The organism is Halorubrum xinjiangense (assembly GCF_049604745.1).
Classification (GTDB): Archaea; Halobacteriota; Halobacteria; order Halobacteriales; family Haloferacaceae; genus Halorubrum; species Halorubrum xinjiangense_A.
Genome location: NZ_CP187140.1, coordinates 2299543 through 2324377, shown reverse-complemented (window position 1 = coordinate 2324377; position 24835 = coordinate 2299543). Strand labels below are relative to the sequence as shown.

Genomic DNA, 24835 nt, shown 5'->3' with positions numbered 1-24835 from the left:
TGTCGGTTCAGTCGTCCGCGACCGCCGGCGTCCGGCGGATCGCGTCGAGGCAGTCGAGCCAGTCGCGCATGTACTCGCCGCAGTGGTTGAGGAACGCGCCGTTGTTCCACTCGTCGAACTCGCCTTCCGCGAGCGCGTCGGCCATCTCGGCGAAGACCGCGGCAAACGAGTCGGCGTCTGCGCCGGCCTCGTCGACGACCTCCCAGACGTGCTCGTTCAGCTCCAGCCCAGCGACCTCGTTCGCGAGGTCGTCGAACGTCGAGCGCGGGGCCTTGTTGTGTTCACAGAGCGGACCGCCGTTATAGATCCGCTTGCCCAGCACGTCGCAGGCGCGCTTTAAGAAGAGGCCCGACCAGATGTCGTCGAAGCGGCCCACGTCCCACTCGTTGTCGTCCATCGGCAGCTGGTAGAACGCGGGGATCACCTCGCGGCGGAACGCGAGGTTCATCGAGCAGACGGTGAGGTAGTTGCCGCGCTCGGCGACGAAGTCGCCTTCGAAGTCGTCGGCGGCCGTCCGCGTCTGCGCCTGCCCCTCCAGGTCGCCGTCCATCAAGATTCGGACCGCGTCGAGGTCCGGGACGTTCGTCCACAGGCCCTGCGAGGCGACGACCTCGCCGGCCTCGACATCGACCGCGTCCGTCTCGACCGTCTCGTCCATCGCCGAGTACGGGTAGCCGCGCGGGTAGAGCCCGTGGTCGTCGGCGTTCTGGTAGAGCACGTTCACCCAGTCCTCGTCGGAGCTGACCGATTCGATCGCCCCGCCGAACGCGAGGTTCTCCATGTGACGGCCGAAGTAGTCGGCGTCGTCGTGCGGGAGCGTGTCGTCGTCGATGAAGACGCCGTAGTCGAAGGAGTCGTCGGCCCACATGTACAGCAGGCCGAAGCTCGTCTCGGCGTGGCTCGCGGCCGGGACGACGTGGCCGTACTCCGCGACGCCGTTGGCCTCGTACCACTCCTCGCGGCGGGTGCCGTCGAACACTTCCCCGGAGACGCCGAGGTCGTCCAGCATGTCGCGCATCTCCTCGACGTCGCAGAAGTCCTCGGTGACGAGGACGAAGTGGAGCCGCGAGACGTCGAAACCGTGCTCGCGGGCGTTCTCGACGTACGCGCGGATACACTCGTACTCCCGTATCGTCGGGACGATCACGCAGATGTCGGAGTCGGCCGCGTCGGGTGGAGCGTCGACCATACGCGATTATTTTTAGGCTAGCCTAAAATATTAGCGGTCCGCGGTCGGTCGAGTCGCGGCCGCGTCCGGCTCCCGCTCGGACTCGTCGGGAGCGCCCGTCACGGAGAGGTCGAACGCGGCCGCGACGGCGCCGCCGCCCGCCAGCGTGACAGCGTTTTTCAGCGCGTGGTCGAGCGCCGCCGCGGCGAGTGCGGTCTCGGCCGGAATCGGCGTCGCCGCGACGACGATCCCGGTGAACGCGGCCTCGTACAGGCCGATCCCGCCCTGCGAGAGCGGCAACACCTTCGCGAGGTTCCCGGCCGAGACGGCGAGCGTGCCGACGACGCAGAGCGCGACTGGGTCGACCGCCGCGCCGAACCCGCCGACGAGCGCCGCGAGGACGAGGACCGCCGTCGCGACGTCCGCCCCCCACACGACGCCGCTCGCGAGCGACACCCGGACGAGCGCGCCCGCGTCCGCGGCGACGACGCGGACGGCGGCCCCGAACCGGACCGCGACGTCGACGACCCGCGAGAGCCGGCCGCCGTCGAAGCGGTCGCGGAGGGCGGGCCCGAACCGGCGGTCGCTCCGGGCGACCGCAACGACGCCCGCGGAGAACAGCGCGGCTCCGAGCGCGAGCGCGGCGGCGGCCGCGACCGCTCGCTCCGAGCCGTTCGGCGCCACTGTCCGGCCGTCGAGGAGCAGGACCGCGAGCGCGGCGCCGCCGAGCGCGCCGAGCGCGACCAGGTCGAAGGCGCGCTCGACCGCCAGCGACGCAACCCCGGTCGGGTACGGCACCTCGCGGCGATCGTTCAGCAGGTACGCGCGCACGCCGTCGCCGGCCCGTGCGGGGACGATCAGGTTCGCGGTCTGACTCGCGAACACCGTCGCCGTGAGGAACGCCGTGCGGCATCGGTGGCCCATCGGCGCGAGCACGTCGCCGTACCGCCGGCCGCGGACCGGCCACGAGGCGAGGTAGACGGCGAGCGCCGCGAGGAGGAGCGCCGGGTCCGCCGCGGCCGCCGCCGAGACGACGGCCCCGAGGTCGAGGGTCCGCGTCAGCACTGCGCCGCCGACCGCGAGGACGAGGACCGTCCCCGCGACCGCGAGCGACCCCCGAGGCAGTCGCTCGCGGAACCGAATGAGGCGCTCGCGGAGCCGAGCGACGGCGACGCGCGGATTCATCTATTCGTTTAGGCCGGCCTAAAGAATAAAACGCTGGCGGTTCGGGGTGGCGAGTGGCGGCGGCGCGGTCCGGATCCGGGCCGACGTAACACGTTTGTTCGTGGAAATCGAAATACCGCACATGAACACGAACGAGGCGGCCCCCGGCTCCGCGAGCGACGCCGTACGGATGTGGCTCGTCGAGCGGACCTACTCCGACGACGAGCAGAATATGGTGATCCTCACGTACGCGACGCCGGACGGCGAGCGCTACTTCCGGAAGGAGCGCGCGCTCACCTCCTTCACCGACGTGCGCGACACCACGGCCGCCGTCGACGCGGCGCCGTCAAACGTCGGGGCCGTCGACGACCCCGAGGACCGTGAGCGGTACGCCGCCGAGGCGACGCGGATGGCGAACGCGCACGACCCCGACGACGTGATCTGAGCCGCGGCGGGAGCGTCCGCGACGACCGGCCCGCAACGGTCGGCCCGCACAGCCTTTTCACCGCCCGATTCCAACTCTCGTCCGATGCGCGCCACCCTCGAAACGCTCGGGATCGTTCTCCTCGTCGGCGCCGCGCAGGCCCTCCTCAGCCTCGTCGGCCTCTTCGGGCTCCTCGCGCTGTCCGCCCCCCTCTCCGTCGCCCCGTGGACGCTCGTCACGAGCGTGTACGCGCACGGCTCCGTCAGCCACCTGCTGGCGAACGCCCTCGGGCTGCTGCTCGTCGGGCCCCTCGTCGAGAGCCGGACGACCCGCCCGCGCTTCCACGCGTTCGTGATCGCGACCGGCGCTCTCGCGGGCGTCGCGCAGGTGACCGTCGGCGGCCTGCTCGGTCCTCCGGCAGCCGTGTTGGGGATCAGCGGCGCCGTCTTCGCGCTCGGCGGCTACCTGCTCGCCGGCAACGTCGTGAGCGCGACGCTGTTCGACCGGCTGCGGCTCTCCCCGCGGGTCCAACTGCTCCTATTTGGCCTCGTCGCCGTCGTCCTCACCGCGACGACGGCCGCGCCCGGCGTCGCGCTGATCGCGCACGCGACGGGCGCGTTCTGCGGGCTCGTCGCCGGGCGCGCGAAGCTGCTCGACGCGCGGTAAGGGAGGGTCGGAACCAACCGACGACGCCGTCGCTGGACGGGTCAAAAAACGAAAGGGGTGAAAGAGAAACGCCCTAGCGCTCAGTCTTCGAGAACGATCTCGATGCTGACGTCGTTCGGCACTTGGACGCGCATCAGCTGACGGAGCGCGCGTTCGTCGGCGTCGATGTCGATCAGACGCTTGTGGACGCGCATCTCCCAGTGCTCCCACGTCGCCGTCCCCTCACCGTCCGGGGACTTGCGCGACGGGATCTCGAGCGTCTTCGTCGGCAGCGGGATCGGGCCCGACAGGGCGACCCCCGTCGAGTCCGCGATCTCGCGGACGTCGTCGCAGATGTCGTCGAGGTCCTCGGGGCTCGTGCCGGCGAGGCGGACGCGTGCCTGCTGCATCGATTATCGCTCGTTGACTTCGAGCACCTTGCCGGCCGCGATGGTCTGACCCATGTCGCGGATGGCGAAGCTGCCGAGTTCCGGAATCTCGCCGGACGGCTCGATGCTGAGCGGCTTCTGGGGGCGCACGGTGACGACCGCGGCGTCGCCGGACTTGATGAAGTCCGGGTTCTCCTCGGCGACCTCACCGGACGACGGGTCGATCTTCTGGTCGATCGACTCGATCGTACAGGCGACCTGCGCCGTGTGGGCGTGGAAGACCGGGGTGTAGCCGGCCGTGATGACCGACGGGTGCTGCATGACGACGACCTGCGCCTTGAACGTCTCGGCGACGCTCGGCGGGTCGTCGGCCGGGCCACAGACGTCGCCGCGGCGGATGTCGTCCTTGCCGATGCCGCGGACGTTGAACCCGACGTTGTCACCGGGCTCGGCCTTGGGCACCTCTTCGTGGTGCATCTCGACCGTCTTCACCTCGCCGCCCACGTCGGACGGCTGGAAGGAGACGTTGTCGCCGGTGTTGAGGATCCCGGTCTCGACACGTCCCACGGGGACGGTCCCGATGCCGGAGATGGTGTAAACGTCCTGGATGGGGAGTCGGAGCGGCGCGTCCGTCGGCGGCTCGGACTCCGGCAGGTCGTTAAGCGACTCCAGCAGCGTGTCGCCGTCGTACCAAGGCGTGTTCTCGGACGCCTCGGCGACGTTGTCGCCCTCGAACGCCGAGATCGGCACGAACGTGGTGTCGTCGGTCGCGAAGCGGACCTGGTTGAGCAGGTCCTCGACCTCGCTGATGACCTCCTTGTAGGAGTCCTCGCTGTAGTCGACGAGGTCCATCTTGTTGACGCCGATGATGAGCTCGTTGATGCCCAGCGTGCGGGCCAGGAACACGTGCTCTCGGGTCTGGGGCGCGACGCCGTCGTCGGCCGCGACGACGAGCACCGCGTTGTCGGCCTGCGAGGCGCCCGTGATCATGTTCTTCACGAAGTCACGGTGGCCCGGGCAGTCGACGATGGTGAAGTAGTAGTTGTCCGTGTCGAACTCCTGGTGGGCGATGTCGATCGTGACGCCGCGCTCGCGCTCCTCGGCGAGGTTGTCCATCACGTAGGCGAACTCGAAGCCGCCCTTGCCCTTCTCTTCGGCTTCCTCGCGGTGCTGCTCGATTACGTGCTCGGGGACGCTCCCCGTCTCGAAGAGGAGGCGACCCACGAGCGTACTCTTGCCGTGGTCGACGTGGCCGATGATGGCCAGGTTCTGATGCGGTTTGTCACTCATGGGGTAATCACGCGCTAAGGCGCTCTGTGAGTAAGTTTCGGTTGATTCCACTAAAACGGTTTCGATACGGCCCACAGAGTATCGCGCCGCCGTCCGGCGATTCTCGACAACGCGGGACACGACAGAGCGACACACGCCCCGGTCCGCGGCGACGGAATCGACGGTCAAAGTGGCCTACTCCAGCCGGGCGGGCCGACCTACTCCATCCGGACGGGCCGACCTACTCCACCCGGACGATCCGACCTATTCCAGTCGCCCCACGTCGCCGAGGACCGCACTCGCGGTCTCGGGGCCGCCCGCGCCGCGGCCGGAGATGTTGAGCCGGCCCGCGTGGGTCGTCTCGATCTGAACGATGTTCTGCGTGCCGGACACCGCGAGCGTCCCGTTCTCGGGGACGAGCCGAGGGGCGACCCGCACGGTCTCGCCGGTCGCCTCGCCGATCAGCCGCACCGTTCGGCCGTCCTCGGCAGCGAGCCGGAGCGCGGAGCCGGGCACGTCGCGGATCCCCGAGACGTCGGCGTCGTCGAGCGTGAACTCCCGGGCGTCGGCCGGGTCATCGGCGGCGCCGAAGGATAGCACGTTCGCGAGGATGACGCACTTCAGCGCCGCGTCGGTCCCGTCCACGTCGAAAGAGGGGTCCGCCTCCGCGACGCCGAGGTCCTGCGCCTCCGCGAGCACGTGGTCGTAGTCGAGCCCCTCGGCCGCCATCCGCGTCAGGATGAAGTTCGCCGTCCCGTTGAGCACGCCCCGGACCGCGGTGACGTGGCCGGGCTCGATGTCCTCGACGGTCGACACCGCGGGGATGGCGCCGCCCACCGTCGCCTCGAACCGGATCTCCCCGTCGCTGTCGTCGACGGCCGCCCGCAGGTCGCCGAACCGCTCCGCGACCGGCCCCTTGTTCGCGAGGACCGCGTGGCGGTCGCGCTCCAGCGCGCGAGTCACGTGCGAGAAGCCGGGTTCGGCGTCGCCCAGCGTCGTCGGCGTCGCCTCCACGAGGACGTCGTAGTCGGCCGCCAGCGCGTCGTCGGGATCGTCGTCCCCGACGATCCCGCGTTCCGCCTTCCGCGCCACGACCGCGTCGGGGTCGACGCCGACGGTCCCGTCCGCGCCGCCGCGGGCCCCGCCCGAGCCGCCTCCGTCCGCGACGGTCGCTGAGGAGGAGTCCGCGACCGCGACAACTTCGTGGCCGTACTCGCCCGCCAGCTCGACGACGGAGCGCCCGACCGCGCCCGCGCCGATAACGGCGAGTCTCACGCGTCCACCCCCGTGAGCGGCTCGACGACGCGGAGCTCCTTCTCGTCGGCGAGCTCGCGGACCGCCGCCAGCGCCGCGTCCGTCTCGCCGGCGCGCGCTTCGAGCCGGAGCCGCGCGCTCGACACCTCCTCGGTGCCCTGCGGGGCCGCGAGCGACACGTCGGCGACCGACGCCGACTCGCAGGCCTCGATCCGCGAGAGCGTGTCGGAGAGGTCGGTGTCGATGAGGTGGCCGAACAGGAGGATCGTCACCTCCTCCGCGTACCGCTCGGTACCCGCCTGCATCACGTTCACGCCCTCGCTGCGGAGCGCGTCGACGATCTCCTCGAACCGCTCGGCGGTCGCCTCGAAGTCGACCTCAACCGGGATCCGCCCGCGGGGCGTCTTGTTCCCGCGCTCGTGGTAGATCGACAGGAGGTTCCCGCCGTTGTCCGCGATCGGGTGGAGCGCGGCGAGCAGCTGGCCCGGCTCGTCGACCAGCTCCAGTCGCACCGTGTGCGTCGAGGGGGTCGCGGCCGCGTGACCGCCGTCCGGGGAGGCCGCGTCCGCGCCCCGGGCGGCGGCCGAATCGGCCGCGTCCTCGGCGTCGAGCGCGGCCTCCGGCGTCCCGTCGCGACGGTCGCTCACGCCGCCACCTCCGGCGCCTTGCCGCGACGAGCCAGTCCGAGGCCACGGGTTCGCAGACACGTTCCTGTGCCCGGCGTGGAGCTGTCGCTCGGTGGCTCCGTCGCGGTGCGCCGGGGGGAAGTCGTGCCCGTCTGCATACACGAACGGAGTCGGACGATCGGGTATAAGCCTTCGGCGATGGCAGGCGTTGCCTCGCCCTCGCACCTGTCAACGCGGCGCACGGTCGTGAGACAGTCCGCCGCCGGGCGAGCGAAAACCGCTCGACTCCGAGGGGAAGGTGCGCGCGGGAACCCCCGCACAGTTATGTGTCGGGCGGCTGTCGCGCCGGTGTGAACTCCCTCCCCGCAGTTCGGCCACGGTCGCGACGCCACCGCTCGCGCGGAACCGCCCTCCGCAGCCCCGAGGTGAAGTAGCGATGGGTGACGACGGACTCTCCATCGGCGGTCCGAAGACGAGACGCGGCGCGGTCCTCATGCTGCTGATCGGCCTCGCGGCGACCGGGTACGGCGCGTACGACTACACCCAGCAGTCGAACGCCGTCGCGGACGCCGTCGAGGTCGACGCCGAGATAACCGAACTCGGCGTGGAGTCGACTTCGGCCGGCAGCAGCGCGGACGTCGACTACCGCCCGGTCGTCCGGTTCACCTACGAGTACGAGGGGACCGCCTACGAGAGCGCGAACGTCTTCCCGGCGTCGATCACACAGGACTACGACACCGAGTCGGCGGCCCGGTCGGTGGTCGAAGAGTACGCCGTCGGCGAGTCCGCGACCGCGCACGTCGACCCGTCCGACCCGGACGCCGCGTTCCTGAAGGACCGCACGTCGAACGCGCCGCTCGTCGCGGTCGCGGTCGGACTGGGCTTCGTCCTCGTCGGCGGGCGGTCGGCGATCAGGTAGTCGCGCCGCTGGCGAAGTGGCGTCGGAGCGTCGAAAGAGCGGAAGGAAGCCGCAGCAGGTCGCAGACCGTCGAGAACCGCAGACCGCGAACCGCGTCGTCGACTTAGAAGTAGTCGATCGACTGCGGCAGTTCCAGCTTCATTCCCTTGCGCTCGCGGATCTCCATGATCTTCTCGCGCTGGAGGTTGTCGACGAGCACGCGGAAGCCCGCGTTCTCGGTGTTCCACGAGGCGCGGCCCTCGGTGGCCGAGCGGATGTCGGAGGAGAACCCGATCATCTCCTCGACGGGCGCGATGCCCTCGACGACCATGAGGTCGCCCTCTTGGTACATGTCGTCGACGCGGCCGCGGCGGCCCTGAATCTCACCGGACGCGGCGCCCATGTGCTCCGAGGGGACGTCGATGCGGACGTCCTGAATCGGCTCCAGCAGGCGGACCTCGCCGTCGATCAGCGAGCGGTGGACCGCGTCGCGGACCGCCGGGATGACCTGCGCGGGCCCGCGGTGGATGGTGTCCTCGTGGAGCTTCGCGTCGTGCAGGCGGAACAGCGACCCCTGGACCGGCTCGGCGGCCAGCGGGCCGTCGTCGAGCGCCTCCTGAAGCCCCTCAAGCACGAGCTCCATCGTCTCGTTGAGGTGCTGGATCCCCTTCGTGTCGTCGATGAGGATGTTGGTCCGGTGGATGTCCTCCACGTTCTGGGAGGTGTCCTTGTCCATGCCGGCCTCCTGCAGCGCCTCCCGGCGCTCCAGTTCGGGCATGTCCATCGAGACCTCGCCGAGCTGGATGGCGTCGACGATCTCCTGGTCCATCGGCTCGACGGTGATGTAGAACTTGTTGTGGCGGTTCGGCGACTGCCCCTCGACCTCGCGGGAGTTCTCCTGGGGCTGCTCGCGGAACACGACGATCGGCTCCCCGGTGATGACCGGGATGCCCTGGTTGTCGCGGATCCGCTGGGTGATCACTTCGAGGTGGAGCTCGCCCTGCCCGCTGATGAGGTGTTCGCCGGTGTCCTCGTTGATCTCGATCTGGATCGTCGGGTCCTCCTTGGCGACCTGCTGGAGCGTCTCGATGAGCTTCGGCAGGTCGTCCATGTTCTGGGCCTCGACGGACTTCGTGATGACCGGCTCGGAGATGTGCTCGATCGACTCGAACGGCGTCATCTCCACGGAGGAGACCGTGGAACCGGCGATGGCGTCACGCAGGCCGGTGACCGACGCGATGTTCCCCGCCGGGACGCGGTCCACCTCCTCGCGCTCGGACCCCATGAAGAGGCCGACGCTCTGGATGCGGTTCTTGCCCGCGGTGCCGGAGACGTACAGCTCCTGACCCTTCTCCAGCGTGCCGGAGAAGACGCGGCCCGTCGCGATCTCGCCCGCGTGCGGGTCCATCGAGATGTCGGTGACCATGAAGACGACCTCGCCGTCCTCGTCGACCAGCCGCATCGTGTCGGCCAGGTCGGACTCGGGGTCGCCGCGCCAGATGCGCGGGACGCGGCGGGGCTGGGCGTCGACCGGGTTCGGGAAGTGCTCGCAGACCATGTCGAGCACGACGTCCGAAAGCGGCGTCCGCTCGTGGAGCTCCTGCCGCTGGTCGTTCTGTTCGAGCTCCATGATATCGGCGAAGTCCATGCCGGTCCGCTGCATCGAGGGCATCGAGACGCCCCACTTGTACAGCGCGGAGCCGAACCCGACCGTGCCGTCCTCGACGGAGACGGTCCAGTCCTCGGGGATGTCGTCCATGTTCTCGGCCATCCCGCGGATGAGCTCGTTGACGTCGGCGATGACGGACATCAGCCGCTCCTGCATCTCCTGGGGCCCCTCCTGGAGCTCCGAGATGAGGCGGTCGACCTTGTTGATGAACAGCGTCGGCTTCACGCCCTCGCGGAGCGCCTGCCGGAGCACCGTCTCCGTCTGGGGCATCGCGCCCTCGACGGCGTCGACAACCACTAAGGCGCCGTCGACCGCGCGCATCGCGCGGGTGACGTCGCCCCCGAAGTCCACGTGGCCCGGGGTGTCGATGAGGTTGACGAGGTGGTTGGTGTCCTCGTACTCGTGGGTCATCGAGACGTTCGCCGCGTCGATGGTGATGCCGCGCTCCTGCTCGTCCTCCTTCGTGTCCATCGCGAGCTGCTCGCCCGCGGTGTCCTCGGAGATCATGCCGGCGCCCGCCAGCAGGTTGTCGGAGAGCGTCGTCTTCCCGTGGTCGACGTGGGCGGCGATGGCGATGTTCCGGATGTTCTCCGGGTTGTCCATCAGCCGCTCACATTCCTGAACGATCTTCTTGCGTCGGCCCATTATACCGAGTGTTACCGAAAGGAGGGTCAAAAGGGTAGTGTTTCGTCGCGGCCGTTTCCCGGGCGAGTACCCCCGATCGCCGCCGATTTCGTGTCGATCGGTGTCACGGGGCAGGCGGCGAGGCGGGCGCTCGGTCGCGTCGCCGGCAGTGCCCGCAGTCGCCGGTACCCTCGTGGCCGTCGAACCGGCTGCGCTCGCCCGCACCGGTTGCGCCCGTCCGCATCGCCTGCGCTCGTCCGTACCGCCTGCGGCCATCGCCGCGGCTTTAAGGGCCGACTCGGGTAACTGGGAGTATGAACGAGACGCTCTCACGGCTCGACGACAGCGGCGTCGTCGCGGTGTTGCGCGGAGTGCCGGCCGACCAGCTCATCGAGATCACGGAGGCGCTGCGCGAGGGTGGGGTTACCGCCGTCGAGATCACGGCCGACACGCCGGACGTGGCCGAGAAGCTGGGCGAGGTCACCGGCTCCTTCGACGACGAGGTCGTCGTCGGCACGGGGACGGTCCTCGACAGCGAGACGGCCCGGACCACGCTGATGGCGGGCGCGGAGTTCGTCGTCTCCCCGAGCCTCCACGAGGACGTCATCGAGACGTGCAACCGCTACGGCGCCGTCAGCGCGCCCGGCGTGATGACGCCGACCGAGGCGGTCCGCGGCTACGAGGCCGGCGCGGACTTCGTGAAGGTGTTCCCCGCGAAGACCGTCGGGCCGGCCCACCTCGGCGCGATGAAGGGGCCGCTCGGCCAGATCCCGATGATGCCGACCGGCGGCGTGAGCCCCGACAACGCGGCCGACTACATCGACGCGGGCGCGTTCGCGGTCGGCGCCGGCGGCGCGCTGGTCGACTACGACGCCGCCGAGCGCGGCGACTACGAGGTCATCACCGAGACCGCCCGGGAGTTCACGCGGGTGGTCGAGGAGGCGCGCGGCGACTGACGCGTCGGCGGGGACTCGCGGCCGCGACGCAGCCTGTTTGAATGCTCTGGTATACCATGCCAAACGGCTAACCGCGAGCACCCTCGAGTTGGAGGTGGCTTCCAGCCCATCGACGAGAGGCACACGTGCTTGGAAGTCGTTCCGAGAGCGCTATCACCACCCAACCAGAGTCACTCACCATGACCTCCTGTGGCAAGGAGCCAGACCCCGTCGCCGCGGGACAGGCCACGGCGACGGGGGACTGGGAGCGTCACATGAAGTCCGCGATGCCGGACTGCTTGTTCGTGTCGTCCTCGAAGATCGACTCCAGCGACTGGTCTAACACCTTCAGACGCTGTTTCGTGTAGGGGCGGCAGCCGAACCGCTCGGCCACCTCGATGGCGGTGTCGACGTACTTGCTCACCGACCCCTCGTGGACCGTGAGGTTCACGCGGCCGCCGCACTCGCGACACTCGCCCGTCAGGGGCATTCGCCGGTACTTCTCGCCGCAGTCGAGACAGCGCGTCTCCTGCCGCGAGAACGCCCGGAGGTTGCCGATGATGTCCGGGAGGAAGTGGTACTCGATGACCCGCTCGGCCACGTCGGTCTCGTCGACCGCGCGCAGCTTCCGGGCCAGCTCCAGCTGCGCGTCCATCTTCTCCATCATGTCGCCGAGCGTCTTGTACGCCGAGAGATCCGGCCCCATCGCGATGTCCGTCGTGTCGTGCGTGTGGTCGAACCCGTGGTACTCGCCGTCGGTGCCGAGCGTGTCCTCGCCGATCTGGATCAGGTCTTCGACCTCCTCGGGGTCGGCCAGCTCGCGCGACGCCTCGTACAGCTCCAGCGGGTACTCCCGCACGATGTCGACGTTGTGCGCCTCGTCGTCGATCTCCGAGGGATCGATCCGCGAGGACATCACGAGGGGCGCGTCCATCCGCCCGCCGCGCTGGTCCGGCAGGAATTCTTTCGAGAAGTTGAGAAGCCCGTCCATCAGGAGCATCACGCAGTCCTCGTCACCGTCACACTGACCGGAGTACACGTCGTTCGCGACGAGCGTGTTTGTCTCCTCGACAGTCAGACAGTATGTGGATTCAATGTCGGACTGGACCGTCTCAACAGAGACGACTTCGTCAACCCAAACGTCGCCACCGTCACCGAAGAGTCGCTGTGTTCGGGTGTCGACGCGGTCCAGCACGTCAGTAAGCGTCTCCCCCTTGCGGTCGAGGTGGAATCCGACTCGGTCAGCGAACCGCACGGCGTTCTGTGATGTGACTTTGAGAACCCAGGATTCGAACGACTGCTCACCGTCGTAGAACTCGGCCACCGCACCCGTCTTCGGGGTACGCTCCTCGCGATACACTTTCGTAGCGATACCGAACCGCTTGAGGGCTGCGACTAGGTCGGACTGTAGGTCGTCGCTCACCGTATGTGCGCGAACCTCGACACGTTCGCTAGACGTACTTCCGTCGCCCGAGAAATACGCCGCGAGGAACGTTCGGAGAACCGAGTCCGGTGCGGAGAGCACGCAGTCCGGGATTCGTTTCGTCTCCGCACGACTCCCGGCGTCAAGGACATCCGAGAACAGCGTCGTGACGAGGCGGCTGGAGACAGTAATCTTCCATTCGTTCTCCTCGAACGCCTCAACGTCAAATACGTCGTCAAAGACGTCAATGATCTCGTCGCGTGGCACGTCGTCCGGCGTACAGATTGTCGTCTGGTAAAACGACCCAGCCTCCTGCCGGGTGAACCCTTCTGCAGCGTAGTATCCGAGCATCGTGCCGACTTTCTCGTCGACATCGAACTGACGCGAAATCGAAGCGCTGTCTCGACGGATCCCAAGTGTCACGTCGGTGGGAACGCGTTCGACGACAGTGTCGCGGTCGTACAGTTCGATCAGAACGCCTGCCGAGATGCTGTCGCGAGACACCCAGTTGTACACCGTCGACTGACTAACGTCGAGGAGTTCCGCAACAGGCTTCAGGTAGTTGTCGGCGTCTGTCGCATCATCGAGGAGTTGTTTGAGATTAGACTCGCCGAGCCCTCGGATCATCAGGTCGTCGTTCGAAACGGCGTCCGCGTCGAGGAATTCCGCGAGCAGGTCGAACGTCGCTGTTTCCCCGTCGACCGAGATCTGTTTCGGCGCAGGGAGCGCATCTTCCGTGGTTAACTCTCGGGCCGACACGCGCTCGACTCCATCGCCGGTCCACCGACGCATCGAGTGATCGGGCGTCACCGTCAGCTCCTGTCCACTCTTGGTTTCGACGCGGACGAGGTGGTCGGGCGAGGGATGCTTCGAGAGTGCTTCGACCCGTTGGAGCGTGTCCTCGCCATCCTCAGTTACGGACGGTACGTACACGTCGTCATCGAGTTTCTGGACAAGCGTCCCGAAGTCGTCCTCTTCAGCCGTTTCGGCGTCAAGTCGGTCCTCAACGAGTGTCTCGATGGGGACATAGTGCCACTTTCCGTCTTCGTCCTCGTACCAGATTTTCGTCTCCGGGTGGAAGCAATTCCGCCTTTTCGCGGCGTGAAAGTACGGATGAGCGTATCCGACCGCGGCCGATGTGAAACCTACCACCCTCCCGACAGTTGCGGCGCTCGTGTGCGGCGCCATCCCGAAGACCAGCTCGCCGACGAGGTCGTCGCGCTCGTTGACCTCGTAGAAGCGGTCGAGCCCGTAGAACTGTTCGAGCAGGTCGTCGACGAAGTCGGCGGTCTTGAGCATGTGCTCGGCCGCGCCGTCCGAGAGGACGATGTCCTGGACGCGGAGCTCGACCACCTGGTCGTCGTGGCGCAGCGGCTCGCCGTCGATGTCAGTCTCGTACCCGAGTTCGCGGAAGTGGTCCGCGGTGACGTCGAGCTCCTCGGGCCGGACCGCGGTGACCGGGAGGTCGGTCATGTCGTACCGGACCGTGCCGTCCTTGAACGACGTGACGCCGTTCTTCGCGCGGAGGACGCCCTTCTCGATCGGCTCGGGCGTCTTGTTCCGCGAGGTGAGCCCCTGGACCCCTTTGAGGATCTCGAAGGCGGACTCGCGCTCGCCGACCGTCTCCAGCGCGGAGCGGTACGCGTCGTTGACGTCGACCTCTTGGTACGTCGCGGCCGTCACCTCCCACTCGCAGTTCGGGCACTCGACGCGGCCGGCCTCGTCCGGCTCGCAGACGGTGCCGCAGTCGTTACACTCGTAGTGCGGCTCCGTGTGCGTCTCGCAGTCGGGACAGAGCGCGGCGTAGGTGTGCTCGCCGCAGTCCGGACAGACGCGGTCGGAGACCTCCAGTTCGTGTCGTCCGCGGTGGCCCGTGTCGTCCATGACGTTCGCCGCCTCGGCCACGTCGCGCTGGGGGCCGCCCGCCTCATTGATCGGGAAGAGGGTGTGGACCGCGGGAGACAGGTCGCGGCTCTCGGACTTCTCGGGGCGGCCCATCCGGTTGCCGATCCGGGTCGGGGCGCGCTCGCGGATCTCGAACGGGGCGACCTCGTTGACCGCGCGGATCGCGTTCTCGCCGTCGGCGTACTCGCGGGCCGCGGCCGAGAGGTCGTCCGCATCCCACTCCTTCCGGAGCCCATCGTCGATCCCGAGCGACCGCGCGAGCGGGCGCCACGTTGGGATCCGGAGCGCGTCCGGGGTCGCGGCGTGCTCGATCAAAAGCGACTCCAGCGCGTCCTGGACTCGCTCGGTGCGCTCGATGGCCAGGACGCCCTCGACGACCTCGCCCGCGGCGACCGCGTCGGCGAGCGCCTCGAACGCCTCGACCGACACGTCGTGCCAGAGGTAGGTGTACTCGGGGTGGAGCGGGCAGTCGTACTCGCGCGCCCACGCGAGCGCCTCGTCGACGTCGGGGTGTTCGAGGTCGACGTGCGGGTCGTCGCCCATGGCCTGAACGTCGGCGCCCGCCGCCTCGAACTCCTGGACCCACCACTCGGGGGCGTACGACGCGGGCGCGAGCGGGTGGTTGTTCTCGATGAACTCGCCGTAGTTGACGAGGTACTCGCCAAGGTCGAGCACCTTCTCGACCCCGTTGCGGACCGCCTTCGCCTCCTCGGGGTCGTCGATCCGCCGGACCTCGCCGTTCGCGAGCCGGACCGTCGGCCCCTCGATGGAGTCGACGGGGACGACGCCGTGCGCCTTCCCCGGCCGCTCCGTCTTGATCTGCGTCCCGGCCGCGAGGAAGTCGTCGACGATGTGCATCGTCGCGGGGTGGACGCCGCCGGTCGCGAACCCGTGGTTCCGCGCGCGACCGTACCGGAGGCGGAACCCGCCCGCCTCACTCGGGTGGGTGAACACGGGCCGGCCCGCGATGAGGTCCCGGAGGAACTTCTGTGAGGGCTCCGCGCGGAGCGGCCCCGTCGCGCCCTTGTCGCTGGGATCGTCGGCCTCGGAGGCCGCCTCGCCCGCCCCGCCGTCCGCCCCCTCACCGTCGCCGCCCTCCGCGTCGTCGGCACCCTCCTCGGCTTCCGCGGCGTCGCCGTCGCCCGCGCCGTCCTTGCCGATCGTGCCGTCGATCAGATCCTGGAGCCACGGCCAGTCGACCTCCTCCAGATCGCGGGTGTACCGCTGGATCTTCGGCGCCTTCAGCGCGATCCCCTCGGCGGCGACGAGGCACATCCCGCCGCGCGCGGAGTTGGTGTCGACGCGTTCGAGGTCGCGGAACCCCGAGACCTCCTCGTCGCTCGTCGCCTCCCCGTCGAGCATGATGGGGATGTGCTTGGCGATGAACTTCGACTCCTTGTCCTTCGGCGTGTACTGGAGCCCCGTCTCCTTGTCGTATAAGGCGATCTCCTCGGCGTAGCGCTCGACCTCCTGGTCGCGGGCCTTGTACTCGTCGACGCCGAGCAGCGATCGGGCGTAGTCCGCGACGAGCACCGACAGCGCCTGCGCGGTCCCGCCCGCGGAGCGGATCGGGCCGGCGTAGTAGACGTTGACGAACTCGGTGCCGTCGTCGTTCTCCAGCAGTTCGACCCGGTCGATCCCCTCGATCGGCGCGGCGACGACGCCCTCGGTGAGCAGCGCGACGGCGGTCCGGACCGCCCCCTCGATCTTCCCCTCGCGGGAGTCGTAGTCGCCGACGTTGCCGTCGACGAAGTCGGTGACCAGCTCTAAGGCCGCCTCCTCGCGGGACATCTCCCCTTCCAGGTCGCGGACGCGCTCTGCGACCCCGTCGATCCCGAGGATGTTCTCGACGCGGTCTGCCATGTCGCGCGCGACCGGAATCTCGATTTCGGGCTCCGGGTCGCGGCCCTGCTCTTTGGCCGTCTCCGCGACGTCCCACGCCTCGTCGAGGCGCTCCTCGATCCGCGCGAAGTAGCGCTCGTCGTCCGGTCTCATCGGGCCTCGATCGAGGGAGTCGCGCGGTGCGTTTGGCGGGTCACAGCCAAAGGTCGAGGTCGGTGGCCTCGTCGTGCGAGCGCTCCAGCGGCTCCGCGAACGCGCGCAGGTGGCACTCGCCGGCCCAGACGGTCGCGGAGTCGAGGTGGCCCGCGAGCGCCTGCCCGCTCGGCCGCGAGAGCACGACGTGGGTGTGCGCGAACACGTCGCCCTCCAGAAGCGAGACGTTGCCCACGCAGGCGGCCACCTCCAGCGGCTCGTCGAAGGTGACCGAGCGGTACTCGGTCTCCTCCTGGTCGTAGAACCAGACGTCCGCGTCCTGGACCGCGCCGAGCGCAGTGAACCAGCCGGCCTCGACGTCCTCCGCGCGGGCGAGGCTCTCTATCTCCTCGCGCCAGTCGGCGCCCGTCTCGAACCGCGCGACGTACTCCGCCGTGGGTTCGACCTCGCGATGGTACATAGCAACTCCCCACGGCTGCCGGGGAGAAAAAGGCTTCAGTCGGACCGAGCGAGACCGCCGAGAGAGATTCGATATAGCGATATACAATTTAAACAGCGTCGATGCGGAATCACAGAAGAAACGCCGGAAGAGACGTTAGGAAGCGTCTGACCTGCGAAAACGGCCGATTATCGATAAACAGCGATGCGACTGGCGGAGCGGAGCGAGGAAAGAGAAGAACGTCGCGAGTCGAACCGACTCAGAACGGGGCCTGCGGCCCTTCGTCGTCGCCGCCGTCGTCGCTCGTCTCGCCGGGGAAGGAGGGGGACATCCCGCCGCCGCTGCTGGTGCCGCCGAGGTCGCCGTCGGCGCCCGCGGCCGCGCCGGTGTCGGCGTGGACCGTCTCGATCTCGGGGATCTCCTTGACCATCCGGGACTTGATCGCCTGGATCGTCATCGGAGAGATACCGCAGCCGGAACAGGCGCCGCCGAGCTGGACCGTCACCTCGCCCTTCTCGCGGTCGAGGTGGGCGATGGCGGCGCTCCCGCCGTGCATCTGGATCTGCGGGAAGTTGCGCCGCAGGAAGTTCGTGATCCGCTCGCGGAGTTCGTTTTCCGCGTCAGCCGCGTCGGTGTCCGTGCTCATGCCCGCGAGTTGGCGGGCGGCGGGCTTATGCCTTTGGTTCGGGCGGATCCGGTCGGGATGACACGCCTCGTCGAATCACTCCGGCCGATCGACGCCGAGGGTCCGGTACAGCTCGGACTCGATCCGGTCGACGTACTCCTCGAGCGTTTCCTCGAACGTCTCGTCGTCGACCGCGACGGCGCCGCGAATGCGCTCGCGGGGGTTCTCCGGGAGTTCGACGCGGAACTCGCCGTCCTCGTAGAACGGTTCCGACTCGTTGAGCACGGTCTGGTCGATTCCGTGGATCAGCTCCGAGTCGTACCGGTCGTTCATCTGGTTGAAGGCGTTCTTGTACGCCCGCTGGAGCTCGTTGAAGTAGTGGGCGTACTTGTCCTCGAACTTCTCCGGGTCGAACTCGTCGGCCATGTCGCGAGCGAGGGTCCGGCGGGAAAAAAGCCGGTCGATCGCCGCCGAGACGCCGGATCGGACGGAGAGCCGGAGCGTGTGCTCCGACGAGGGATCCGAACGTGAGCAGCTAATAAATCATATATCGCGATATAGAATTCTCAAGGCGCAGCGATCGGTGATCCCGGAGAGAGGTCTGATGTCCCGCCTGCTCGATAGTATCTACTGTCTCGATGTCGGTCGTGCTCTTTCGCGCGGATTCGTCGCGTTCGCTGAAATACTGGGGGAGGATGTGGAGAGTACTCGTCGACAACACCGTCCGTGGAGCGACGCGATCGGCAGGATCGCCGGGGAGGACCCTACCGACCCCCGCTAACAGCAGCTATCGTCGTCGGCGCCGCAGACGCTGCCGTAGTCAAGCCCGGTCTCGTCGCTGATCGCCTCGTTACACTGCATCACCATGGTGGTGAACGCGAACTCCGAGGCCGACTCTTTCGCCGCCGCGAGTTCCTCGCCGAGCGCCTCGGCGGCCGCGACGACCTCGTCGTCCGTGACTCCGTCCTCGCTGGCGTCCTGACCGGAAGCGCTCAACAGCACCCACCTCCGGTAGACCGCGCGAACTCCTCGCCGATCTCGTCGCTAACCGCGTCGTTCGTCCGCTGGAGCAGTTCGACCAGCGCCGTCTGTGCGGCCTGCTGGCGCTGGATCGTCTCGTTGTTCGACATCTCGGTCTGGAGTTGCTTCAGCTGGGCCATCACCGACTCGTCGAAGCCGCCGCGTTGCATCTGTTGTTGCTTTCGCTGGTACTCGCGAAGCAGCGCCATCGCGTCGTCATCGTTCTGTAACGCCTCGTCAGCCGCGACGAACTGTTGGTACGTCTCCGACTCGGCGAGGGCGTCGAGGAACTCGCGGAGCGCCGCCTCGACGTTGGCTTCGACGTCTTCCTCACCGGGCACGCCCACGCTGTCCTCGGCCGCATCGTCCACATCCTGGGCGTCGCTCACGAGGGCGTCACCTCCGGTGCGTCCGCTTCGGCAACGTCTGCGAGTCCGGTAATCTCCTCGCCGAAGGCGCTGAGTTCGTCGAGCCCGATCGGTTCGTCCTGCCGGAGCGGCGCCAACATCAACGGCGCGTCGAACCGGTCGCGGATCTCCTCGAGATACTGGGCCTGCTGGGCGCGTCGGTTCGCGAAGAAGGCGTTGTCGCCGTACTCCTCGGGGAGGAGGTAGTTGGCGACGACCAGCGAGGTCTCGATGCCGACCTGATCTTCGAGGTCGGCGGCAGCCCGGTACGCTTCCATCATCGGCGTGTACTCGGGGTACATCACGAACGCGAAGGTGCTCTGCTCGGGGTCTTTCATCGTCTCGATGACCTCGTCGTACTGGTCGCCCTTCGCGGGGGCGGCGCCCTTCGTCAGCGAGCCGAGGTCCATGAACCCCTTCCAGTCGGAGGGGAGTTCGAGCAGGCGGAGCGTGTGTCCGGTGGGCGCGGTGTCGAAGACGACGACGTCGTAGCCGTCCTCGTCGAAGTAGCTCACGAACTTCTCTAAGGCGGCCATCTCCTCGGCACAGGGCGACTCCAACTCCTCCTCGACGTTCGCGATCGCGGCGTCGACATCGATCTGGGTGTCTTCTTTGTCCTCGTACATCTCGGTGACGTGGTCGAGGACCTGCTCGCGGTACTCTTCGAGCGCCTGCTCCTGGTCGATCCGCGCCGCGTCGAGGTTCTCTCGGCCGACCGAGGTAGGCTCGTGGCCCACGGGCTCACCGAAGATGTCCTCCAAGTGCGCGGCCGGGTCGGTCGTGACGACGAGCGTCTCGTGGCCCGCCTCGGCGAGCTTCGTCGCCGCCGTCGAGGCGACCGTGCTCTTGCCGACGCCGCCCTTGCCGGTGAAAAAGAGGTACTGCGTCTCGTCGCTTGGCGTCAGTTGATCGACGACTGCCTCGGCGTCCGCCATCGAATCGAAGTCGACCGCAGCGTTAGCGTCCACGTCAGTCGCGGTCCCGACGTCGACGGTCGCTTCCGCGCCGTCGTAGAGGACGCTGCCGACGTCAGCAAGCAGGTCGAGGCCGGCGATCTCGCCGGGCTGGAGCGGGTACGTCGCCGTCGCGTCGGCGTCGAACTCCTCGCGGGCGCGCTCGATGACGGCCTGCTCGTCCGCGCGTTTCCCCTCGAAGAAGGGGTCGTCACACACCGACTCGGGCAGGTAACCGTTGAGGACCAGCAGCTGCGACTCGATCCCGAGATCAGCGAGGTCGCTCGCGCTGCGTTCGACCTCGTCGATCGAGGAGTCCTCCGGCTTGCCGACGAAGGCGAACGAGGTACGCTCGCCGTCCTGGAGCGTGTCGATGGCGCGCTCGTAGTCCTGCTTTTTGTCCTCCATCGAGGCCGCCGGCCCGATACAGGTCGAGCCGCCCTTCTCTAGTTCGGCGTTCCAGTCGGAGGGGAGCTCCATCAGCCGGATGGTGTGGCCCGTCGGCGCCGTGTCGAAGACGACGACATCGTACTCGGGGCTGTCCATGAAGTCGACGAAGTTGTCGAAGGCGGCGATCTCCTCGACGCAGGGGCTGTTGAGCTGCTCTTCGACCGTCCGTATCTCGTCTTCGCCGAGCAACTCGCGCATCGGCTCGATCGTCTCCTGGCGGTACTCCTCGGCGGCGGTGTCCGGATCGATCTCGATCGCCGAGAGGTTGTCGACCCCGTCGATCGCGGTGACCTCGTGGCCGATGGGTTGCCCGAAGATGTCCGAGAGGTTCGGCGCGGGGTCGGTGGTCACCAGCAGCGTCTCGTAGTCGTTGTCGGCGAGCCACGTCGCGGTGGCACAGCTCACCGTGCTCTTGCCGACGCCGCCCTTCCCGCTGAAGAAGACGAACTCCGTCTCGTCGCCGCTCGGTTCGACGATCTCGCGCGCGCTCGTCGCCGTCGACTCCGCCGACCGCTCTATCTGTGACATGTATCAGGCCTCCTGGGGCGTGGCGCTCTCGCCGATAGCGGCGGTCAGTTCGTCGTACGAGAGGTACTCGCCCTCGGCGACGATCTCGCCGTCGACGACCGTGATCGGGAGGATCGACGGGCCGTCCTCCTGTACGCGGTCGTAGATCCGCTGCGTTTCGAGGAACTGGTCGATGTTGTGCTGCATGTTCGCCCGGTTGACTTCGAGGTCGTCGTACGCGTCTTCGAGCTGGTCGAGCGCCGCGCTGACCTCGACGAGTTCGTCGTCGGGGTCGGGACCGCAGACGCCGGTGGAGCAACACATCGCTTCTTCGTACAGGGTGAGTTGGGTCATGATTGGGTCGGGTCGCCGTCGATCGTCTGAGCTATCGTTCACAGCAGGACGCGTCGTCCCGTGCTTGCTGTATCCGATTCATTTGAACAAACTCTCATACAATTATAAACGCTTCGGTCGGATGGCTCCGCGGCGGTCACGTAGTCATGTCAGCTTGAACGGCCGAGAGTTCCGATCAGCCGATGAATCCGTTGGTGGCCCACGATCCCGGTTCGTCGGTACATGACGCGGTTCGGCACTGCGACGCCGGGGCGCTCACGAGGACGAACGCGCTCTCGACGTCACCGTTCCGGATCTGGCGCGTCGCAGTCGGCGGGATCCAGACCGCGTCGCCGGCCTCGAGTTCGACGGATTCGTCGTCGATAACGACGGTGGCTTCGCCCTCCAAGAGGACGTATATCTCCTCGTGGTCCTCCGCGGCGTGGTCGTGCGGCTTGTTCCGCCACCCGGGCTCACAGCGCGCGATCGACACGCCGACCTGCTCGCTGTCGAGCGAGTCGGTAAGCGGCCGCATCGCGCCCGAGACGGTCTCGACGTCGGTGTAGTTGACCCGCTTGTAGGAGACCGTCATGCCGAACACCCCGACCCCGGGGCGGCGAATTCGGCCGGATCGTCGCTCGCGCGTGCCGGGATAGTCGTTGCCGGTCGCCGGACGCCCGCCACGGTTTTCGTGTCCCTCATACGAGAGTTTATTTGAGAGATTACTATATTGTTTTCGCTGTCGGGCTACCCGTCGAGACGACGGTCCGCAACGTTTAATCTCGTCTTAGATCAATTGTCCGTATGTCATCCACCGAGCGTTTACAGCGGTACGTCGCCGACGAGTGCGGCTCCTGTACGGACCAGGATCTCGCCGACCGGTTGGCGGAGCTGGAAGAACTGAACGAGAGCGTTGGCGGGTCCGACTTAGAGACCGACGTCGAGCTGCTGTCGGCGCTCGGCAACGAGACGCGATACAAGATCGTCCGAATGCTTCACGCGGCCGACGACGAGGAGCTGTGCGTGTGCGAGCTCTCGCCGCTCTTGGACGTGAGCGACAGCGCGATCAGCCACGCCCTCTCACAGCTCACCGACGCCGGCCTCGTCACGCGCCGGAAAGAGGGGAAGTGGCGGATGTATCGCGCCACGCCGCGCGCGAACGCGGTCCTCGTGGCGCTCGACGGGTCGCGGTCGCTGTGAACCCGAGATCACGGGTACCGAGTCGCGGAGGGGAGAGTACACGTCGACAGACGGTGTCGACACGGCGCAGCGGGCATGGGAGGCGGTGAGTCGGGTCGACTCTTCTCACAGAATGTCTTCAGAGTGAATAGGAGAGACTGAGCCGAGTGACGAGCAGACCGAGCGGTGAGCAGATCGGCTCGAACGAAAAAGAAAACCGACCGCGACGGCGACCGCGTTACTCGAGGTCGAAGCGGTCGAGCGTCATGACCTCGCTCCAGACCTCGACGAAGTCCTCGACGAACTTCTCCTCGTCGCTCGCGTACACGTCCGCGATGGTGCGGAGCCGCGCGTTCGAGCCGAAGATGAGGTCGGCGCGCGTCGCCTCCCACGCGACCTCGCCGGTGTCGCGGTCGCGGACCTCGTAGAGGTCCTCGGCGTCGGTGACCTCGTCCCACTCGTACTCCATGTCGAGCAGGTTCGCGAAGAAGTCGTTGGTGAGCGTCCCCGGCTCGTCCGTGAACGCCGTGCGGTCGGCGTAGGTCGCGCCCAGCGCGCGCAGGCCGCCGGCCAGCACGGTCATCTCGCTGGCGGTCAGGTTCAGCAGGTCCGCCTTGTCGACCATGAGGTCCTCAACGTCCTCGTCGGCGTCGCCGAGGTAGTTGCGGAAGCCGTCGGCCTCGGGCTTGAGCGCCTCGAACGACTCCTCGTCGGTTTGCTCCGCGGTGGCGTCGACGCGGCCGGGCTCGAACGGCACCTCGACGTCGTAGCCGGCGTCGGCCGCGGCCTGCTCGACGGCCGCGGTGCCGCCCAGCACGATGAGGTCGGCGAGCGAGACGCGGACGTCGTCGGAGCGCGACTCGTTGAACTCGGCCTGAACGTCCTCGAGCGTCGAGAGGACGTCGGCGAGCTGTTCGGGCTCGTTGGCCTCCCAGCTGCGCTGGGGTTCGAGGCGGATGCGGGCGCCGTTGGCGCCGCCGCGCTTGTCGCTGTCGCGGTAGGTGGACGCCGCCGCCCACGCGGTCTTGACGAGCTCGCCGGTCGACAGCCCGGAGTCGAGGAGCGCCTCCTTGAGCTCCGCGACCTCGGCGTCGCCGATGGTCTCGTAGTCGGCCTCCGGCAGCGGGTCCTGCCAGATCATCGTCTCCTCCGGGACCTCGGGGCCGAGGAACCGCTCCGGCGGACCCATGTCGCGGTGGATGAGCTTGTACCACGCCTTCGCGAACGTCTGCTGGAACTCGTCGGGGTCGTCGCGGAACTCCTCTAAGACGGCCCGGAAGTCGTCGTCGTGCTTCAGGGCGACGTCCGTCGTGAGCATCATCACGTCCTCCTTGTCGCCGGGGTCAGCGACGCCGGGCGCGGCGTCGTCGAGCTCGTCGTTCTTCGTGGTCCACTGCCACGCGCCGCCGGGGCCCTTCTCCGGCTCCCACTCGTAGCTGAGCAGGTTGTTGACGTAGCTCAGGTCCCAGACAGTCGGGGTGGCGTTCCACGGCCCCTCGATGCCGCTGGTGATCGTGTCGGGGCCCTTCCCCTCGCCGAACTCGTTGTCCCAGCCGAGACCCTGAAGGTCGATGGGGGCGTCCTCGGGCTCCGGGCCGAGGTTGTCGCCGTCGTCGGCGCCGTGGACCTTGCCGAACGTGTGGCCGCCGGCGATCAGCGCGACGGTCTCCTTGTCGTTCATCGCCATCCGGCTGAACGACTGCCGGATGTTCTTCGCGGAGCCCTCGAGGTCCGGCTCGCCGTTCGGCCCCTCGGGGTTGACGTAAATGAGGCCCATCACGGTGTTGCCGAGCGGCGCCTTCAGGTCGCCGTTCTCGTCGAAGCGGTCGGGAGAGGTCGTCTCGAACTCACTCTCGGGCCCCCAGTCGACGGCGTCGTCGCCCCTGAAATCGTCCTCGCGGCCGCCCGCGAAGCCGAACGTCTCGAAGCCCATCGACTCCAGCGCGACGTTGCCGGCGAGCACGATGAGGTCCGCCCACGAGAGCTTCTCGCCGTACTTCGTCTTGACCGGCTCCAGCAGCCGCCGGGCCTTGTCGAGGTTCACGTTGTCCGGCCAGCTGCTGATCGGCGGGAGGCGCTGGTGTCCGCCAGCGGCGCCGCCGCGCCCGTCGAGCGAGCGGTACGTGCCGGCGCTGTGCCACGCCATTCGGATGAACAGCGGGCCGTAGTGTCCGTAGTCGGCGGGCCACCACTCCTTCGAGTCGGTCATCACGTCTTCGAGGTCGGATTTGACCGCCTCGAGGTCGAGCTCCTCGAACTCCGCCGCGTAGTCGAAGTCCGCGCCGTACGGACCGAGGTCGGCAGAGTTCTGATCGAGTAGCTCTAAGTCCAACTGGTCCGGCCACCAGTCTTGGGTATTACTAGCCATCAAGAAATGGTCGGCCCTCTTCGCAGATAATATTGTCTAATTCGGAGAGAGAAACATGGGGATACCAGAGGGTTTCTATCGAAATTATGAAGTTCTATTTGTGGATCTGCGAAATCGATGCTGGTGACCCTGGCGACGCGTCTCGGAGTTTATGAGAACAGGCGGC

22 protein-coding genes are annotated in these 24835 nt (G+C 67.7%); 5 read left to right on the top strand and 17 right to left on the bottom strand.

Translation table 11 applies throughout. The features are described 5' to 3' along the window. Positions 1–7: 7 nt before the first annotated feature. Positions 8–1189 (bottom strand): alpha-1 4-glucan-protein synthase, encoded by a 1182-nt coding sequence (locus tag ACOZ35_RS12905; RefSeq protein ID WP_424013958.1) that lies wholly within the window; start codon positions 1187–1189, stop codon positions 8–10. Between the two features lie 30 nt (positions 1190–1219). Further along, positions 1220–2353 carry a lysylphosphatidylglycerol synthase transmembrane domain-containing protein gene (locus ACOZ35_RS12900; protein WP_424013957.1) on the bottom strand — a complete coding sequence of 378 codons (1134 nt, stop codon included), beginning with the start codon at positions 2351–2353 and terminating at the stop codon, positions 1220–1222. Between the two features lie 121 nt (positions 2354–2474). Between ACOZ35_RS12900 and ACOZ35_RS12895 the strand changes: the two genes are divergently transcribed. Further along, positions 2475–2777 carry a hypothetical protein gene (locus ACOZ35_RS12895; RefSeq protein WP_424013956.1) on the top strand — a complete coding sequence of 101 codons (303 nt, stop codon included), beginning with the start codon at positions 2475–2477 and terminating at the stop codon, positions 2775–2777. Between the two features lie 84 nt (positions 2778–2861). Continuing rightward, complete coding sequence (locus ACOZ35_RS12890) at positions 2862–3422, top strand: rhomboid family intramembrane serine protease (protein WP_424013955.1); 561 nt, start codon at positions 2862–2864, stop codon at positions 3420–3422. 80 nt (positions 3423–3502) lie between these two features. Here the strand turns inward: ACOZ35_RS12890 and rpsJ are convergent, their stop codons facing one another. The 4 genes from rpsJ to ACOZ35_RS12870 all read right to left on the bottom strand — a co-directional run bounded on the left by rpsJ (position 3503) and on the right by ACOZ35_RS12870 (position 6960). Further along, entirely contained in the window at positions 3503–3811 is a 309-nt protein-coding gene (gene rpsJ, locus ACOZ35_RS12885) for a 30S ribosomal protein S10 (RefSeq protein ID WP_004048854.1), read from the bottom strand. Positions 3812–3814: 3 nt separating this feature from the next. After that, on the bottom strand, positions 3815–5080 hold the full coding sequence (gene tuf, locus ACOZ35_RS12880) for a translation elongation factor EF-1 subunit alpha (protein WP_424013954.1): 1266 nt from the start codon (positions 5078–5080) through the stop codon (positions 3815–3817). Between the two features lie 243 nt (positions 5081–5323). Beyond that, positions 5324–6334 (bottom strand): homoserine dehydrogenase, encoded by a 1011-nt coding sequence (locus tag ACOZ35_RS12875; RefSeq protein ID WP_424013953.1) that lies wholly within the window; start codon positions 6332–6334, stop codon positions 5324–5326. After that, positions 6331–6960 (bottom strand): amino acid-binding protein, encoded by a 630-nt coding sequence (locus ACOZ35_RS12870; RefSeq protein ID WP_424013952.1) that lies wholly within the window; start codon positions 6958–6960, stop codon positions 6331–6333. The genes ACOZ35_RS12875 and ACOZ35_RS12870 overlap by 4 nt, the downstream gene beginning before the upstream one ends. A gap of 415 nt (positions 6961–7375) precedes the next feature. On the opposite strand from ACOZ35_RS12870, the gene ACOZ35_RS12865 reads away from it, so the two are divergent. Beyond that, complete coding sequence (locus tag ACOZ35_RS12865; RefSeq protein ID WP_424013951.1) at positions 7376–7858, top strand: DUF3592 domain-containing protein; 483 nt, start codon at positions 7376–7378, stop codon at positions 7856–7858. A 103-nt stretch (positions 7859–7961) separates the two neighbouring features. Here ACOZ35_RS12865 and ACOZ35_RS12860 read toward each other — a convergent pair whose 3' ends face one another. Then, positions 7962–10151, bottom strand: a complete 2190-nt coding sequence (locus ACOZ35_RS12860) for an elongation factor EF-2 (RefSeq protein WP_424013950.1) — start codon at positions 10149–10151, stop codon at positions 7962–7964. 293 nt (positions 10152–10444) lie between these two features. Between ACOZ35_RS12860 and ACOZ35_RS12855 the strand changes: the two genes are divergently transcribed. Next, positions 10445–11086 carry a bifunctional 4-hydroxy-2-oxoglutarate aldolase/2-dehydro-3-deoxy-phosphogluconate aldolase gene (locus ACOZ35_RS12855; protein ID WP_424013949.1) on the top strand — a complete coding sequence of 214 codons (642 nt, stop codon included), beginning with the start codon at positions 10445–10447 and terminating at the stop codon, positions 11084–11086. Between the two features lie 250 nt (positions 11087–11336). Here the strand turns inward: ACOZ35_RS12855 and polC are convergent, their stop codons facing one another. The 9 genes from polC to ACOZ35_RS12810 all read right to left on the bottom strand — a co-directional run bounded on the left by polC (position 11337) and on the right by ACOZ35_RS12810 (position 21714). Then, a complete protein-coding gene (gene polC, locus ACOZ35_RS12850; RefSeq protein ID WP_424013948.1) occupies positions 11337–16388 on the bottom strand; it encodes a DNA polymerase II large subunit in 5052 nt (1683 codons plus the stop codon). A gap of 40 nt (positions 16389–16428) precedes the next feature. Next, positions 16429–16848, bottom strand: coding sequence for a PPC domain-containing DNA-binding protein (locus tag ACOZ35_RS12845; RefSeq protein WP_424013947.1), 420 nt, complete (start codon positions 16846–16848; stop codon positions 16429–16431). 238 nt (positions 16849–17086) lie between these two features. Further along, positions 17087–17473, bottom strand: a complete 387-nt coding sequence (locus ACOZ35_RS12840; protein ID WP_424013946.1) for a NifU family protein — start codon at positions 17471–17473, stop codon at positions 17087–17089. A 75-nt stretch (positions 17474–17548) separates the two neighbouring features. After that, on the bottom strand, positions 17549–17878 hold the full coding sequence (locus tag ACOZ35_RS12835) for a DUF5783 family protein (protein ID WP_424013945.1): 330 nt from the start codon (positions 17876–17878) through the stop codon (positions 17549–17551). A 351-nt stretch (positions 17879–18229) separates the two neighbouring features. Beyond that, positions 18230–18454 carry a halo-CC-star protein HcsS gene (hcsS, locus tag ACOZ35_RS12830; protein WP_424013944.1) on the bottom strand — a complete coding sequence of 75 codons (225 nt, stop codon included), beginning with the start codon at positions 18452–18454 and terminating at the stop codon, positions 18230–18232. After that, on the bottom strand, positions 18445–18861 hold the full coding sequence (hcsL, locus tag ACOZ35_RS12825) for a halo-CC-star protein HcsL (RefSeq protein ID WP_424013943.1): 417 nt from the start codon (positions 18859–18861) through the stop codon (positions 18445–18447). The genes hcsS and hcsL overlap by 10 nt, the downstream gene beginning before the upstream one ends. Next, entirely contained in the window at positions 18858–20810 is a 1953-nt protein-coding gene (gene arsA / locus ACOZ35_RS12820) for an arsenical pump-driving ATPase (protein ID WP_424013942.1), read from the bottom strand. Before arsA ends, hcsL begins: the two co-directional genes overlap by 4 nt. Before the next feature lie 3 nt (positions 20811–20813). Beyond that, positions 20814–21143 carry an arsenite efflux transporter metallochaperone ArsD gene (gene arsD / locus ACOZ35_RS12815; protein ID WP_424013941.1) on the bottom strand — a complete coding sequence of 110 codons (330 nt, stop codon included), beginning with the start codon at positions 21141–21143 and terminating at the stop codon, positions 20814–20816. A 175-nt stretch (positions 21144–21318) separates the two neighbouring features. After that, a complete protein-coding gene (locus ACOZ35_RS12810) occupies positions 21319–21714 on the bottom strand; it encodes a cupin domain-containing protein (protein ID WP_424013940.1) in 396 nt (131 codons plus the stop codon). Between the two features lie 212 nt (positions 21715–21926). Here ACOZ35_RS12810 and ACOZ35_RS12805 point away from each other — a divergent pair, with 212 nt between their 5' ends. Then, complete coding sequence (locus tag ACOZ35_RS12805) at positions 21927–22322, top strand: ArsR/SmtB family transcription factor (RefSeq protein WP_424013939.1); 396 nt, start codon at positions 21927–21929, stop codon at positions 22320–22322. Between the two features lie 217 nt (positions 22323–22539). Here the strand turns inward: ACOZ35_RS12805 and katG are convergent, their stop codons facing one another. Continuing rightward, entirely contained in the window at positions 22540–24669 is a 2130-nt protein-coding gene (katG, locus tag ACOZ35_RS12800; RefSeq protein WP_424013938.1) for a catalase/peroxidase HPI, read from the bottom strand. Positions 24670–24835 lie beyond the last annotated feature (166 nt).

Coding starts and splice junctions, on each gene's coding strand:
- ACOZ35_RS12905 (WP_424013958.1), bottom strand. CDS start 1,189: ATGGTCGACGCTCCACCCGACGCGGCCGACTCCGACATCTGCGTGATC.
- ACOZ35_RS12900 (WP_424013957.1), bottom strand. CDS start 2,353: ATGAATCCGCGCGTCGCCGTCGCTCGGCTCCGCGAGCGCCTCATTCGG.
- ACOZ35_RS12895 (WP_424013956.1), top strand. CDS start 2,475: ATGAACACGAACGAGGCGGCCCCCGGCTCCGCGAGCGACGCCGTACGG.
- ACOZ35_RS12890 (WP_424013955.1), top strand. CDS start 2,862: ATGCGCGCCACCCTCGAAACGCTCGGGATCGTTCTCCTCGTCGGCGCC.
- rpsJ (WP_004048854.1), bottom strand. CDS start 3,811: ATGCAGCAGGCACGCGTCCGCCTCGCCGGCACGAGCCCCGAGGACCTC.
- tuf (WP_424013954.1), bottom strand. CDS start 5,080: ATGAGTGACAAACCGCATCAGAACCTGGCCATCATCGGCCACGTCGAC.
- ACOZ35_RS12865 (WP_424013951.1), top strand. CDS start 7,376: ATGGGTGACGACGGACTCTCCATCGGCGGTCCGAAGACGAGACGCGGC.
- ACOZ35_RS12860 (WP_424013950.1), bottom strand. CDS start 10,151: ATGGGCCGACGCAAGAAGATCGTTCAGGAATGTGAGCGGCTGATGGAC.
- ACOZ35_RS12855 (WP_424013949.1), top strand. CDS start 10,445: ATGAACGAGACGCTCTCACGGCTCGACGACAGCGGCGTCGTCGCGGTG.
- polC (WP_424013948.1), bottom strand. CDS start 16,388: ATGAGACCGGACGACGAGCGCTACTTCGCGCGGATCGAGGAGCGCCTC.
- ACOZ35_RS12845 (WP_424013947.1), bottom strand. CDS start 16,848: ATGTACCATCGCGAGGTCGAACCCACGGCGGAGTACGTCGCGCGGTTC.
- ACOZ35_RS12840 (WP_424013946.1), bottom strand. CDS start 17,473: ATGAGCACGGACACCGACGCGGCTGACGCGGAAAACGAACTCCGCGAG.
- ACOZ35_RS12835 (WP_424013945.1), bottom strand. CDS start 17,878: ATGGCCGACGAGTTCGACCCGGAGAAGTTCGAGGACAAGTACGCCCAC.
- arsA (WP_424013942.1), bottom strand. CDS start 20,810: ATGTCACAGATAGAGCGGTCGGCGGAGTCGACGGCGACGAGCGCGCGC.
- arsD (WP_424013941.1), bottom strand. CDS start 21,143: ATGACCCAACTCACCCTGTACGAAGAAGCGATGTGTTGCTCCACCGGC.
- ACOZ35_RS12810 (WP_424013940.1), bottom strand. CDS start 21,714: ATGACGGTCTCCTACAAGCGGGTCAACTACACCGACGTCGAGACCGTC.
- ACOZ35_RS12805 (WP_424013939.1), top strand. CDS start 21,927: ATGTCATCCACCGAGCGTTTACAGCGGTACGTCGCCGACGAGTGCGGC.
- katG (WP_424013938.1), bottom strand. CDS start 24,669: ATGGCTAGTAATACCCAAGACTGGTGGCCGGACCAGTTGGACTTAGAG.